The organism is Streptomyces endocoffeicus (assembly GCF_016741935.1).
In the GTDB taxonomy this organism is placed as follows: Bacteria; Actinomycetota; Actinomycetes; order Streptomycetales; family Streptomycetaceae; genus Streptomyces; species Streptomyces endocoffeicus.
In genome coordinates, this window is record NZ_JAERRG010000001.1 from 16322 (window position 1) to 29938 (window position 13617).

13 protein-coding genes are annotated in these 13617 nt (G+C 67.2%); 11 read left to right on the forward strand and 2 right to left on the reverse strand.

Annotation, left to right across the window (positions count from 1 at the left end; all coding sequences use genetic code 11):
* Nucleotides 1-21 precede the first annotated feature (21 nt).
* On the reverse strand, nt 22-462 hold the full coding sequence (locus tag JK364_RS00085) for a MarR family winged helix-turn-helix transcriptional regulator (RefSeq protein WP_230991232.1): 441 nt from the start codon (nt 460-462) through the stop codon (nt 22-24).
* 200 nt (nt 463-662) lie between these two features.
* Here JK364_RS00085 and JK364_RS00090 point away from each other — a divergent pair, with 200 nt between their 5' ends.
* The 8 genes from JK364_RS00090 (at nt 663) to JK364_RS00125 (ending at nt 9965) form a co-directional block, all read left to right on the forward strand.
* Entirely contained in the window at nt 663-2120 is a 1458-nt protein-coding gene (locus JK364_RS00090; RefSeq protein ID WP_201846224.1) for an NAD-dependent succinate-semialdehyde dehydrogenase, read from the forward strand.
* A gap of 32 nt (nt 2121-2152) precedes the next feature.
* Nucleotides 2153-3427 (forward strand): aminotransferase family protein, encoded by a 1275-nt coding sequence (locus tag JK364_RS00095; protein WP_201846226.1) that lies wholly within the window; start codon nt 2153-2155, stop codon nt 3425-3427.
* Between the two features lie 70 nt (nt 3428-3497).
* The gene (locus JK364_RS00100) at nt 3498-4517 is read left to right on the forward strand and encodes an extracellular solute-binding protein (protein WP_443732256.1); all 1020 of its coding nucleotides are present in this window, start codon (nt 3498-3500) and stop codon (nt 4515-4517) included.
* A gap of 7 nt (nt 4518-4524) precedes the next feature.
* Nucleotides 4525-5409, forward strand: coding sequence for an ABC transporter permease (locus tag JK364_RS00105; protein WP_201846230.1), 885 nt, complete (start codon nt 4525-4527; stop codon nt 5407-5409).
* 52 nt (nt 5410-5461) lie between these two features.
* A complete protein-coding gene (locus JK364_RS00110) occupies nt 5462-6214 on the forward strand; it encodes an ABC transporter permease (protein WP_201846232.1) in 753 nt (250 codons plus the stop codon).
* 3 nt (nt 6215-6217) lie between these two features.
* Complete coding sequence (locus tag JK364_RS00115; protein WP_201846234.1) at nt 6218-7303, forward strand: ABC transporter ATP-binding protein; 1086 nt, start codon at nt 6218-6220, stop codon at nt 7301-7303.
* A gap of 30 nt (nt 7304-7333) precedes the next feature.
* Nucleotides 7334-8992, forward strand: coding sequence for an amidohydrolase (locus JK364_RS00120; protein ID WP_201846235.1), 1659 nt, complete (start codon nt 7334-7336; stop codon nt 8990-8992).
* A gap of 220 nt (nt 8993-9212) precedes the next feature.
* Complete coding sequence (locus JK364_RS00125; protein WP_201846236.1) at nt 9213-9965, forward strand: amidase family protein; 753 nt, start codon at nt 9213-9215, stop codon at nt 9963-9965.
* A gap of 86 nt (nt 9966-10051) precedes the next feature.
* On the opposite strand, the gene JK364_RS00130 is transcribed toward JK364_RS00125, so the two are convergent.
* A complete protein-coding gene (locus JK364_RS00130) occupies nt 10052-10930 on the reverse strand; it encodes a LysR family transcriptional regulator (RefSeq protein ID WP_201846237.1) in 879 nt (292 codons plus the stop codon).
* 70 nt (nt 10931-11000) lie between these two features.
* Here JK364_RS00130 and JK364_RS00135 point away from each other — a divergent pair, with 70 nt between their 5' ends.
* Genes JK364_RS00135 through JK364_RS00145 form a run of 3 tightly spaced genes read left to right on the forward strand, consistent with a single transcriptional unit; the run spans nt 11001 to nt 13512 of the window.
* A complete protein-coding gene (locus JK364_RS00135) occupies nt 11001-12182 on the forward strand; it encodes a thiolase family protein (RefSeq protein WP_201846238.1) in 1182 nt (393 codons plus the stop codon).
* The gene (locus JK364_RS00140) at nt 12179-12847 is read left to right on the forward strand and encodes a 3-oxoacid CoA-transferase subunit A (RefSeq protein ID WP_201846239.1); all 669 of its coding nucleotides are present in this window, start codon (nt 12179-12181) and stop codon (nt 12845-12847) included. Before JK364_RS00135 ends, JK364_RS00140 begins: the two co-directional genes overlap by 4 nt.
* Nucleotides 12844-13512 carry a 3-oxoacid CoA-transferase subunit B gene (locus JK364_RS00145; RefSeq protein WP_201846240.1) on the forward strand — a complete coding sequence of 223 codons (669 nt, stop codon included), beginning with the start codon at nt 12844-12846 and terminating at the stop codon, nt 13510-13512. Before JK364_RS00140 ends, JK364_RS00145 begins: the two co-directional genes overlap by 4 nt.
* Nucleotides 13513-13617 lie beyond the last annotated feature (105 nt).

Sequence of the window (13617 nt, forward strand, 5' to 3'; positions counted from 1 at the left end):
GCGGGGCGTTTGCGCGGGAGGTCAGCGCTCCTCTGCACCCTCCAGGGCGCGGGCGATCACCGCCAGCTTGGTCAGTGCCGAGTCGAGCACCTCCTGCTCCTGCGGGGTGAGGCAGGCCAGGAAGGCGTCGTTGCGCTCGTTGGCCGCCTCGATCAGTCCCTGGTAGGCCGACGCTCCGCGCCGGGTCAGGGACAGTTGAGTGGTGCGGGCCACTCCGCTCTCCCGTTGCACAAGCCCGCGCTCGACCAGCTTGGCCACCATGCGGCTCATCTGCGCCTTGTCCAGCGCGGCACGGCGGGCCAGGCGGTTGAGCGTCAGCGGAGCCTCCGCTCCGAGCAGTGCGATCGTCCGCCACTCGCCCAGGCTCACGTCAAACTCGCGTTTGTAGCGGAGTGCCGCGCTGCGCGATATCGCGTTGGCCACGCTGTGCAGCCGGTACGAGAGGATCTCGGTGATGATCAAAGGTGTCCGCCTCCCCGGGCCGGCGGCTCCGCCTGAGGTTGCACGTCGTCCGTTCATCGCACCTACTCGTTGTGTCCCCATGCTGGATCGGGTCATCGTAACCGAGATAAACCCGGGTGTTGACTTTAACAACACAGAGCCGGAGACTCTCAGCCAATACGGGGGTCGTCAGCGTACGACATGCACCCTTGGAGTGTTTTGTGACTCAGAAGGCAGTACCAACCAGCTGCGAGACGCTACTGATCGACGGCACGTGGCGCTCGGCCGATACCAGCTTCAACGTCGTCGACCCCGCCACCTTGGAGGTCATCGGCCAGGCGGCCGACGCCGGGCCGAACGAGGCCCGGCAGGCGCTTGACGCGGCCGTCAGGGCCTTCCGAACCTGGCGGACCGTGGCCGCCGAGGAGCGCGCCGCACACCTCAGGGCAGCCGCCACGCAGATCCGCAACCGCGTGGACGAACTGGCCGACCTGCTCAGTCGAGAGAACGGCAAGCCGCTTGTCGAGGCCAAGGGCGAGACGCTGGCCAGCGCCCGCATGCTCGACTGGGCCGCCGAGGAGGGCCGCCGCACCTACGGCAGGGTCACCCCGCCGTCCGCGAACGGCCCCGGCTTCGTCCTGAAGTCCCCGGTCGGCCCGGCCCTCGCCATCACGCCGTGGAACTTCCCAGCCAGCATGCTTGTACGAAAGCTCGGCCTCGCGATAGCCGCTGGCGCGCCGATCATCGCCAAGCCCGCCGAGCAGACCCCGCTGATCGCCACCGCGCTGGTCCGGATCCTCCAGGAGACCGGCCTGCCCGCCGGTGTACTGCAGCAGATCACCAGCTCCCGTCCGGCCGAGGTGGTCGGCGCGCTGCTGGCCGACAGGCGGCTGCGCAAGATCAGTTTCACCGGCTCTACCGAGGTCGGCCTCGGCCTCGTCCGCTCCACCGGTGACCAGCTGCGCCGAATCTCCCTGGAGATGGGGGGCCACTCGCCGGCCATCGTCTTCGCCGACGCCGACCTGGAAGCCGCCGCGTCCGGTGTCGCCGCCGGAAAGTTCAGCAACGCGGGCCAGAGCTGCACCGCGATCAACCGCCTGTATGTCCACCGCGATGTCCACGACGAGTTCCTCGCGCTGCTGCTGGGGAAGGTCGCTGCCCTCAAGCTCGGGCACGGCACGACGCCCGGCACCACCACCGGTGCGCTCATCGACCAGCCGAGCCTGGACAAGGTCGACCGCCATGTCCAGGACGCGCTCTCCCGCGGCGCCAAGGCCGTTACCGGCGGCCGACGCTGGACCCCGGACGATGCCTCGCTCAAGGGCGCCTTCTACGAACCGACCATCCTCACCGGCGTCGACGACACCATGCAGATCAGTACCGAGGAGACCTTCGGCCCGGTCCTGCCGGTCTATGTCTTCGACACTGCCGACGAGGTTATCGAGCGTGCCAACAGTACCGACTACGGCCTGGCCGCGTACGCCTATGCCTCCGACTTCCGCCGCATCTGGCAGACCGTCGAAAACCTGGACTTCGGGATCATCGGCGTGAACGAGCCGGCCCCGGTCCGCCCCGAGCTGCCCTTCGGCGGCATGAAGAACAGCGGCCAGGAACGCGAAGGCGGCAGCGAGGGCATCGAGGCATATCTGGAGACCAAGTCGGTCGCCTTCAAGCTGTGACCGCTCCCACCACCACCCGAGGGGTCTTCCACATGACAACTGCACTTACCCTCTCCGAGACAGACACCCGCTCCCTCATCCACCCGCACACCACCATCGGCCGGCCCGCCGAGCCTCTGATCTTCGAGCGTGGTGAAGGCGCCTTGCTCTGGGACATCGACGGCAACGAGTACATCGACGGCACCTGCGGGCTGTGGCAGTGCCCGGTCGGCCACGGCCGTCGAGAACTCGCCAATGTCGCGGCCGATCAGATCGCCAAGCTGGAGTTCTACTCCTCCTTCGGCGACTACTCCAACACGCCGTCGATCCTGCTCGCCGAGCGGCTGCTGCAGCTCGCACCGACCGGAATCGAGCGGGTCTTCTTCACCAACGGCGGTTCCGAGGGCACTGAGAGTGCTATCAAGCTCGCTCGCCTCGCCCACTACAACTCCGGCGCACCGGAGCGGACCATCATCCTCGCCCGTACCGCCGGCTACCACGGCATGGGCGGCGGCTCGCTCGCCGCGACCGGCATCGACAAGCTCCGCGAGGGATACGGCCCGCTTCTGCCCGGCGTGGAATTCCTCGGCAAGCCGCACGGGCTCACCCACGGTGAGAACGCCACCGATATCCTCATCGCCGAACTCGAAGAGCGCATCGCCCAGATCGGCCCTCAGCGGATCGCCGCGTTCATCGGCGAGCCGGTGCTCGGCGTCGGCGGTATGGTCCCGCCGCCCGAAGGCTACTGGGCGCGCGTACAGGAGGTGCTGCGCAAGCACGGCATCCTGCTGATCGCCGATGAGATCGTCACCGCGTTCGGCCGGACCGGCCACTGGTTCGCCTGCGAGCGCTTCGGTATTGAGCCCGATCTGATCGTCACTGCCAAGGGCCTGTCCAGCGGCTACGTCCCGATGGGGGCCGTCCTTGTCAGCCGGCGCGTGCTGGAACTCGCCGACGGCGCGCTGTTCCTGCATGGCTTCACCTACAACGGACATCCAGTGGGCGCAGCGGTGGCTCTTGCCAACATCGAGATCTTGGAACGCGAGGGCCTCCTCGATCGTGCCAAGGGCGTCGGGCAGAGGCTGCTGGAAGCCTTGAAGCCGCTGGAGGAGCTCGACCACGTCATCGAGGTGCGAGGGGTGGGCATGATGCTCGGCATTGAGCTGGACCGGGACAGCTCGTCTGTTCAGGCCGGGGCACGTGCCGACGGTGTGGTCGTCCGGGCCTCCGGTCCCAGCATCGTCCTGTCCCCCCCACTCGTGATCACCGAGCAGCAGATCGACACGCTCGCGCAGGTCCTGATCAGCCACGTCAAGGCCGCGGCATGACTCCACGAACTCGGCGAATCCCAGCTCTCCGGAGGTAGCAGTGCGTCGGAACAGAATCAGGATGGCTGCAGTGGTCAGCCTCGTCCTCTCAGTCACCGCGGCTTGCGGTGTGGGTGGCGGTGGCGGGGGCAAGGACTCTCTCGTCTTCGTCTCCTATGGCAAGGGCGCCTATCAGGACGGCCAGCAGCAGGCTTGGCTGAAACCGTTCGAGGCACGGACCGGCACGAAGATCGTCATCGACGGCCCGTCCGACAACGCGAAGCTGAAGGCGATGGTGAAGTCGGGCAAGGTCACTTGGGACGTGATGGATACTGACGCGTTCACCGCGCGCGAGAACTGCGGCACGCTCTTCGAAAAGATCGACATGGGAGAGCTCGCCAACGACTTCCCGCCGGGCACGCTGTCCGAATGCGGTGTTCCAGACGCGATGTTCGGCCTGATTCTCATGTACAACGAGAAAACCTACGGCGCCCATCCGCCGACGCGTCTGGCCGACTTTTTCGACGCCAAGGCATTCCCCGGAAAGCGGCTGATCTACAGCGGTGATCCTGGGGTCGGGACCCTGGAGGCAGGGCTACTGGCTGACGGTGTCGCGCCCAAGGACCTGTACCCGCTGGACGTCCACCGGGCGCTCGGCGTCTACGACCGGATCAAGCCGGATCTCACCTTGGCCCAGACCTACGGTCAACAGCAGCAGTCCATGGTCGGCAACCAGGCCGACATGGCGCTCGTGGTCAGCGCGAGGGCGTATTCGGCTCTGGCCGCCGGCGGCACCTCGTGGAAGCCGGTCTGGGACCGCGTCCCGGTGACCTGGGATGTGTTGACCATCCCGAAGGGAAGTCCGCACAAGAAGCGGGCGCAGGAGCTCATCAAGTTCGCCTCACAGCCAAAGCAGTCCGCGAAGTTCGCCGCACTCGCCGGCGCCGGACCGGCCAACACCGCGGCCAGGCCCGCACTCAACAAGCTGCAGCGGCAGGTCGATGTCTTCGGCGAAGCGCACAAGAACACCCAGGTGGTCATCGACGGTCAGTGGTGGTCAGAGAACCGCGCCACCGTGGTAAACGCCTGGACCAAGTGGATGACGGGCTGAGCGGGTCATGACTGCAGCGTTTACTTCAGCGACTGCCGACAAGGCGGCCCGTCCTTCGCGCCGGCGCACCCTTGCCGGCTGGTTCCTGCTGCCGGCCACCGCGGTGCTTGTGGTCTTCTTCTTCTACCCACTGGCCGCCATCGTGTGGCAGAGCTTTACGCAACCGAGCTACGGGGTCGGGCACTACCTCGCACTGCTGAATGACGGAGTCTCGACGACCGTCCTGCTCCGCACGCTGCGCACCGCGCTAGTCGTCAGCACCTGCACGCTGTTCATTGCCTACCCCTTTGCCTACGCCATGACGAAGGTCGCGCCACGCGCACGGGGTGTGCTCATGCTGCTCGTGCTGTTGCCGTTCTGGACCAGTGTGATGGCCCGCAACTACGCGTGGTACCTGCTCGAGCAGCGCGACGGCGTGATCGAACGGCTCTTCTCCGCGATCGGCTTCGACGGTGTGGTGCTGTTGGGCACGGTGACCGGGGTGACCGTGGCGATGGTGCAGGTGATGCTGCCGTTTATGGTACTGCCGCTGTACAGCTCGATGAGTTCCATCGACCGGCGACTGCTGGATGCCGCGGTGAGCCTGGGCGCATCGCCGTACCGGGCCCTGCGCACGGTGTACCTGCCCCTTTCCCTGCCCGGTGTGGTGTCCGGGTGCTCGCTGGTCTTCATCATGACGCTCGGGTTCTTCGTCACTCCCGCGCTGCTCGGTTCCCCGCAGGAATCCCTGATCTCGCAGGTGATCCAGACGCGGGTCAGTAGCCTGCTGGACTTCCCCGGCGGCGGTGCGCTGGGGACCGTGCTGCTGGTGGTGACGCTGGTCCTGCTGTTCGCGGTGTCGAGGATCAGTCGCCCTACGGCGGGGCTGAGCAAGGTGGTGGACGGTGCCTAGCCAATCCTTGAGCGATAAACGTCTCGGCTGGGGTCTGCGGGTCTGGGTAGCCGTGGTCGCGGCTGTGCTCCTCGCACCAACGCTGGTGGTCATTCCGATGAGCTTCAGCGCAAGCGAAACCTTCCAGTTCCCGCCGCACAAGTGGTCATGGCGCTGGTATGAGGAGTTCTTCTCCTCACCGAAGTGGACGGACTCTCTGCTGACATCGGTTCAGGTCGGCCTGATGGTCGCGGTCATCGCCACCGTTCTGGGCGTCGCGGCAGCGTTCGGCCTCGATCGGACTCGCTGGCGCGCCCGGGGTGCGGTGCGCTCGGCGATGATGGCTCCGATGATCGTACCCGGAATCGTGGTCGCGATCGCGATCTACGGGGTGTTCCTGCGGTGGCAACTCAACGGAACACTGCTCGGCTTCGTGCTCGCGCACACGGTGCTCGCGGTGCCGTTCGTCGTCACCTCGATGCAGACCAGCCTCGCAGGATACGACCGGACCATGGAGACCGCCTCGGCGAGCCTCGGCGCCGGCTGGGTGACCACGTTCCTCAGGGTGACCCTGCCACAGGTCCTGCCAGGGATCGGCTCCGGGCTCGTGTTCGCGTTCGTCACCTCCCTGGACGAAGTGGTGATCGCGCTGTTCCTTCAGACGCCCGATATCCGCACCATGCCGGTGCAGATGTACGACTCGATCACCGCGGAGATCGACCCCACCATCGGGGCGGCCTCCAGCCTGATCATGGTGGCCACCACCGTCGTCCTGCTCGTACCCCTTCTCGTCCGCCGAGCACCTCGCCGGTCCCAACGGAGCTGAACCATGAACAAATCTGGTCACGGGATCACTATCAGCAGTGTCACCAAGGTGTTCGGGGGATTGCAGCGTCCGGCGGTCGACAACGTGTCCCTGACGATCGCACCGGGTGAGTTCATGACGTTCCTCGGCCCCTCTGGCTCGGGCAAGACCACCATGCTGTCGATGATCGCAGGAATCACCTCACTCACCACGGGTTCGATCTGCGTCGACGGCCAGGACATCTCGCCCTTGAAGCCGCACAAGCGCAACCTCGGTGTGGTGTTCCAGCAGTATGCCCTGTTCCCGCACATGAGCGTTGCCAAGAACATCGCCTATCCCCTACAGCAGCGCGGAATGGCGAAGAAGGACATCGCCGCGAAGGTCGACGAGGCACTGGAGCTGGTGCACCTGCGGGACTGTGCGGATCGGCTGCCCCGGCAACTCTCTGGTGGTCAGCAGCAGCGGGTGGCGCTGGCCCGCGCCGTGGTCTACCAGCCCAGGGCACTACTCATGGACGAACCACTGGGGGCACTCGATAAGAGGCTGCGGGACCAGCTCCAGCGTGAGATCGCCAGGATGCACCGTGAGCTCGGGATGACCTTCATCTTCGTCACCCACGATCAGCACGAGGCACTCACCCTGTCCGACCGCATCGCGGTGTTCAACGAGGGCCGCATCGAGCAGGTCGGCACACCTGCCGAGCTGTACGAACACCCGGCAACCCTATTCGTCGCTCAATTCCTGGGCGAGTCCAACACTTTCAGCGGCCCCGACCGAACGGGCTCCGTGGTCGTGGTGCGACCCGAGCGACTGGACCTGCATCCGCACGGCAGCTCAATTCCTCCCGGGCACAACTCGCTCGAGGCCACCGTCACCAACATCGTGTACGTCGGCAACCACCATCAGGTCGGGCTGCACTTCGCCGACAACACGCAAGGGACGGCGATGCGCCTGGCCGGCACCCCGGTACCCGCCATGCCCGGGGAGACCGTGACGGTCAGCTGGCATCCCGACCACCAAGCTGTTGTCCCGGACCCGGCAGCGGCGGCTGCCGAGACTGAGCCGTCGGGCCAGTCGGACACCCCCCGCCTCACGCAACCCGCCATCTAGCTCCCGAAACTGGACAGAAAGGAATCATCCATGGCCGCAGCTGCGGATCTGGTAGTTCTCGGCGGCCAGGTGCTCACCGTCGACGAAAACTTCACCATCGCCTCGGCAGTCGCCGTCGCGAACGGCCGCATCGCCGCCGTCGGCGACGACGAGACCATCCGCCCGTGGATCGGTCCGAAGACCGACGTGATCGAGCTACGCGGACGTACAGTGCTCCCCGGCATCAACGACGCGCACCTGCACCTGGCCCTGTTCGGGACCTCTCGCCCGCCCTTCTCGCTCGACCTCACCGTCGTCGACTCCCTCGCCACATTGCAGCAGGCATTCGCCGACGCCGCGAACGAGCCGCCCGACAACCGGTGGCTCACCGGGCACGGTTGGCGGGAAGCCACCATCACCGAGTACGCCAAGGGGGTCGCCCCCCACCGCGCCCACCTGGACAAGGCCACCGGAGACCACCCAGCGCTGCTCGAGCATGCCTCCGGTCACGCTGTGCTCGTCAACAGTGCCGCCCTGAGACTCGCCGGCATCACCGCCGAGACACCCGACCCTACCGGCGGGCAGATCGTGCGCGATCACGCCGGCGAGCCGACCGGCATGCTGCTTGAGTCCGCCGGACTGCTGGCCACCCGCCACGCTCCACCCCTGACGCAGCAGCAGCGCCTCGCCGCCATCACCTCGGCGATGCACACCCTCAATTCCCTGGGAATCACCAGTGTCACGGATCCGATCGTGTGGCCTGAACTGCTGCGCGACTACACCGCCCTGCACCGGCAGGACCGGATGACGATACGCGTCAACACCTTGCTGCACTGGGACTGGCCCTCGCCGACGACCTCCTATGAGCGGCTCAAGCTCGCACTCGAATACGCAGGCATTTCCACAGGATTGGGCGACGACTGGCTACGCATCGGCGGCTGCAAACTATTCGCCGACGGAGTACCCACCCACTGCACAGCATGGCTGTATGAACCGTATCCGGGTGGCGGCACGGGGCATCTGGTGACCGAGGGCGACGACGAGGCCGCCCGCTACACCGAACTGCTCAACATCATCGAGCTGGTGCACCAGCACCGCCTCCAGGCCCAGATCCACGTCACGGGCGACCGGGCAGCGGACGCGGCCATCGACGGAATCGTCCGGGCAATCAAGTCCGATCCTTGGCCGGACGCACGGCACGCTCTCATTCATGGCACGCTGCTGGCGGAGCGGTCTTTCCCCAGACTTGCCGCCCATGGGATCGGAGTGATTACCAGCTCTCTGATGAAGTCGCACAGTGGCGCATCAATCGCGCCTGCGATCGGCGAGCGGCGTTGGGCGAACGCCTTTCCCGCTGGCGCGCTGCTGGCCGCCGGGGTCCATGTGGCTGACAGTTCCGACGCCCCGGTCACCTTTCCGGACTGGCGGCGCGGTCTCGCCACCTTCGTCGGCGCTGCACCGCATCCCTTCGCCGAGGTGCCGTCGGCGCTGCGGCTGACGCGCGAGCAAGCGATTCGGCTGTGGACCACTGGTGGCGCCTATATGGAACACGCCGAGCATCGCAAAGGCTCCATCAGCCCGGGCATGCTCGCCGACCTCGTCGTTCTGGACGAGGACTTCCTGACCGTTGAGGACAGCGCGCTGCACGAGCTGACTCCCGTACTCACCATCGCAGGCGGCCGCAGGGTCTTCGATGCCATGGTCGTGTGACGGCGCTACCTGGGCCATTCGATCGCCCATTGTCTTGAGTCATCGAGCTGAAGCGTGAGTGTTCCGACTGCGGGGTCTGACTCATCCGTCGGGAACCGTCGCCGACAGGGCATCGGACGTCCGCTGGACTCCCAGCCTTCCCGCTATCTCAGGGGCGCCGTGCCGCTCGTCGGTGGCGGCGCCAAGGGACCCTTTCGCAGGGGCGTGCGGCCACAAGCCGATGCTGGTCGCGGGGTCCCTCGCGCTCGCTGTGCCGCTGGCAGTGCCGTCCTTGCAGGCCGCGTCCAAGGTGATCGTGCTGGTGCACGACGTCACGGCCGACTTCGAGCCGGAGCCGATCGTGTCATCGGTCGGCTACCTGACGCTGGAGCCGAACTCGCCGATCGTCGTCCCACGCCGAGTGCACCTGGTTGCAGACAGCCGAGCATCCTCGCCGGCGATCGTCCAGAACGCCCGCATGCTGCTACTGGAGCGAAACGCGCCTGTGGCGCAGGAACACGACCTGACCGGCATCCGCCGGACTGCGAGCGGTAGCTCAGCAGCGACGAGCCGTGTCAACGGCGACCGCGGCACGGGCGTCAACGCGTTCGCGGAGATCCTCGTCGAGGACGCGCGGGCTCAGGCAGAAGACGCGGCCGCGGCGTACCCACGGGCAGTCCGGGACGAGACGCCCACGGCCCCGCTGCTCGGGGTCCCGGTCGCCACCAAGGAGAAGCACGCCCTCGCCGGCCGCCGGATCGAGCAAGGGCTCGCCGGCCACGCCGGGCGCATCGCTGCCGCCGGCCACCCCGTGGTCGAGCGGATCCGGCGCGCCGGCGGCATCATTCACGCCTGTACCACGTCCGCCGGAGTTCAGCCGCGCCATGGTGACACACAGCCCCATGTGGGGGCGCCGGCGCCACGTTGCCGTGCCAGGCGGCGCGGGGGCCATTGCCCGCCTTCGAGCCGCCCGCGGTATCGATGCCTCCAGTGACCTCGCGCTCGCTTCTCGGCCTTCGGGTTTGAAAGCGGCTGCCGATGGGCTGGGCGCCTTTGTGTCGGCCGTCGAGGTTCTCGTTGTCAGACGGTTGAGGCGATGATGTGTGCCACTGCTTGGGATGCCGGCTGCAGCTCACCGTGACGTTGCCCCAGTACCAGGTCCAGCTGTGGCGGATCAATCAGTTCCGCATACCGGACGCCTGCGAGGTTCAGGGCCATCACCGGATGTGGCACCACGGAGACGCCAATGCCTGCCGCCACGAAGTTGACGAGGGTTGCTGTCTCGGCCACTTCGACGATGTCCACGGGAGTGAATCCCGCGGCCCTGCAAGCCTCGATGACCGTGGCGTGGACGGCCGAGCGCCGACCGGACGGGTGCAGGACGAAGACGTCGTCGCGCAGGTCGGCGATGTTGATGCTTCCGACGTCCGCGAGCCGGTGGTCTGTCGGCAGGACTACCACCAGCCGCTCCGTGCGGAGTCTCGACACCGCGAGTCCGCTCTCCGGACCCGGATCGCGCATGACGGCGAGGTCCAGCTCCGATGCGAGGAGCGCGGCGGAGAGGGCCGGGCTCAGCTGCTCACCGCGCAGTTCGAGTGTGATGCCTGGCAGATGGGCGCGAACGCGGCGCGACAGGGTCGGCAACAGATCGTAGGTCGCCGTCCCGACGAATCCGACGGACACCTTCCCGATGCCGCCCGCCTGAACGTGGCGCACCTCGTCCGCGGCCCGGTCGACCTCCGCGAGGATGACCTTGGCGCGCTCCAGCAGCCGCACACCAGCGGGAGTGAGTTCGACACTGCGGGTCGTACGACGGAAGAGGGGCGCTCCCAGCTCACGTTCGAGCCGCTTGACCTGCTGCGACACCGCTGGCTGCGCGAGATGGAGTTGCTCGGCGGCCCGGCCGAACCCGCCGGAGGTCGCGACGGCGACGAACGATCGAAGCTCACGTAGTTCCATGCATCTAGATAATAAATGAGATTCAATTTACTATTGGACACAATGAGTGACGGTATCTAGCGTCAGTGATGTGACTTACAGCTACATCTTTGCCGCTGACAGAACCCCGTTCGGTCGTTTGGGAGGCGCGCTCTCGGGCGTGCGGCCAGACAACCTGGCCGCGGCCGTGCTCACCTCCGTCCTCGCGAAGGTCCCCGCCCTCGACCCGGCCGCCGTCGACGACGTGGTGTGGGGCTGCGCCAACCAGGCGGGAGAGGACAACCGCAACGTGGGCCGCATGGCCGCGCTTCTCGCCGGGCTCCCGACCTCGGTGGCCGCAGTGACCGTGAACCGCTTGTGCGGTTCGTCGCTCGACGCGGTGATCGCCGCGTCACGGACCTTGGAGACCGGCGACGCGGAGGTTGTCGTCGCCGGCGGTGTGGAGTCGATGAGCCGAGCGCCGTGGGTGCTGCCCAAGCCCGAGCGGGCCTTCCCGGCCGGCAACACGACCGCATACTCCACGACCCTCGGGTGGAGACTCGTCAACGACAGGATGCCGACGGCCTGGACGGTGTCGCTCGGCGAGGCGAACGAGGCGCTCGGCGACAGGCTCGCGATCAGCCGTGAACGGCAGGACGCCTTCGCCGCCAGGTCCCATCGCCTCGCGCACCAGGCATGGGAGGACTGCTTCTACGCCAACCTGGTCACCCCGGTCCCCGGAACGACGCTCGACCGGGACGAGTGCATCCGCGCGGACTCCACCCCCGACAGCCTCGCGAAGCTCCGCTCCGCTTTCCGCACAGGCGGAACCATCACTGCGGGGAACGCGTCGCCGCTCAACGACGGTGCCTCCGCCGTCGTCATCGGGACCGAGAAGGCTGCCGGCGTCATCGGCACGACACCCATCGCCCGGATCGCCAGCCGTGGCGTGCACGCGCTCGACCCCCAGGACTTCGGGATTGCTCCCGTCGAGGCCGCCAACAAGGCCCTCAAGCGCGCGGGCATCGGATGGGGCGACATCGGTGCCATCGAGCTCAACGAGGCTTTCGCGGTGCAGGCGATCGCCTGCGTCGACGCATGGGGCGTCGACCCGGGGCTGGTGAATGCACGCGGCGGCGCGATCGCCCTCGGGCACCCCCTGGGTGCCTCTGGCGGACGCGTCCTCGCCACCCTCGCCGAGCGGCTGCGGGCGACGAACCAGCGGTGGGGTGTGGCGGCGATCTGTATCGGCGTAGGCCAGGGACTGGCCGTGGTCCTGGAGAACGTGTCATGACGACCATCTGCACAAGCACCCAGGAGGCACTCTCCGGCATCGCCGACGGCGCGACCGTGCTCGTCGGCGGATTCGGGATGGCCGGAATGCCCGTCCATCTCCTCGACGCCCTCATCGACGCCGGCCCGCGCGATTTGACCATCGTGTCGAACAACGCCGGAAACGGTGACACGGGGCTGGCGGCGCTGCTTTCGAAGGGCAGGGTCCGCAAGGTCGTCTGTTCCTTCCCCCGGCAGAGCGACTCGTGGGTCTTCGACGACCTCTACCACCGTGGCTTGGTGGAACTCGAAGTCGTCCCCCAGGGAACCCTCGCCGAACGGATACGTGCCGCGGGAGCCGGCATCGGCGCGTTCTACTGCCCCACCGGCGCCGGCACGATACTCGCAGAGGGAAAAGAGACCCGCGAACTCGGCGGCAGGACCCATGTCCTGGAGTACCCGCTCGCCGGCGACATCGCCCTGATCGGCGCGCATATCGCCGACCGGATGGGCAACCTCGTCTACCGCAAAACCGCCCGCAACTTTGGGCCTGTCATGGCGACGGCCGCGACAACGACCATCGTCCAGGTGGAGCGCATCGTCGCCACCGGCGAACTCGACCCCGAAACGATCATCACCCCGTCGATCTTCGTCGACCGGGTCGTCGCCGTCGGAGACCACCAGTGACCACCACCACGCCCACACCGAGCACTGATCGCCCGCGCACCAAGGCCCAGATCGCAGCAGCTGTCGCCGAGGACATCCCTGCCGGCTCGTACGTCAACCTCGGCATCGGGCAGCCGACGCTCGTCGCCGACCACATTCGCGCCGACGCCGGTGTCATCCTCCACACCGAGAACGGCATGCTGAACATGGGCAGGGCCGCGGCCGGGGACGAGGTAGACCCCGATCTCATCAACGCCGGCAAGGTTCCCGTGACCGAACCCGCCGGCGCCTCCTACTTCCACCACGCCGACTCCTTCGCCATGATGCGCGGCGGTCACCTCGACATTTGCGTCCTCGGCGCGTTCCAGGTCGCGGCCAACGGCGACCTGGCCAACTGGCACACCGGCGCACCCGACGCCATTCCCGCGGTGGGCGGCGCCATGGATCTGGCGATCGGCGCCAAGAGGCTGTTCGTGATGATGACGCTCCTCACGAAGCAGGGCACACCCAAGCTCGTACCGGCCTGCACCTACCCCCTGACCGGGCTTGCGTGCGTCGACCGGATCTACACGGACCTAGCGACCTTCGCGGTCTCCCCGGACGGCGTGGAGGTCCTGTCGGTGCACGGCACGACGTTCGCCGATCTGCGAGCGCTCCTCGACGTTCCCCTCGTCGACGCCCGCTGACAGTACCCCGGCCCGCACCCGCCTTCGCGCCCTGGCTTCCGCACTGCGGACGCCAGGGCCGGCCACGTCTGTGCCGTCCGCCCGGGAACGGGGCATGTCCGAATC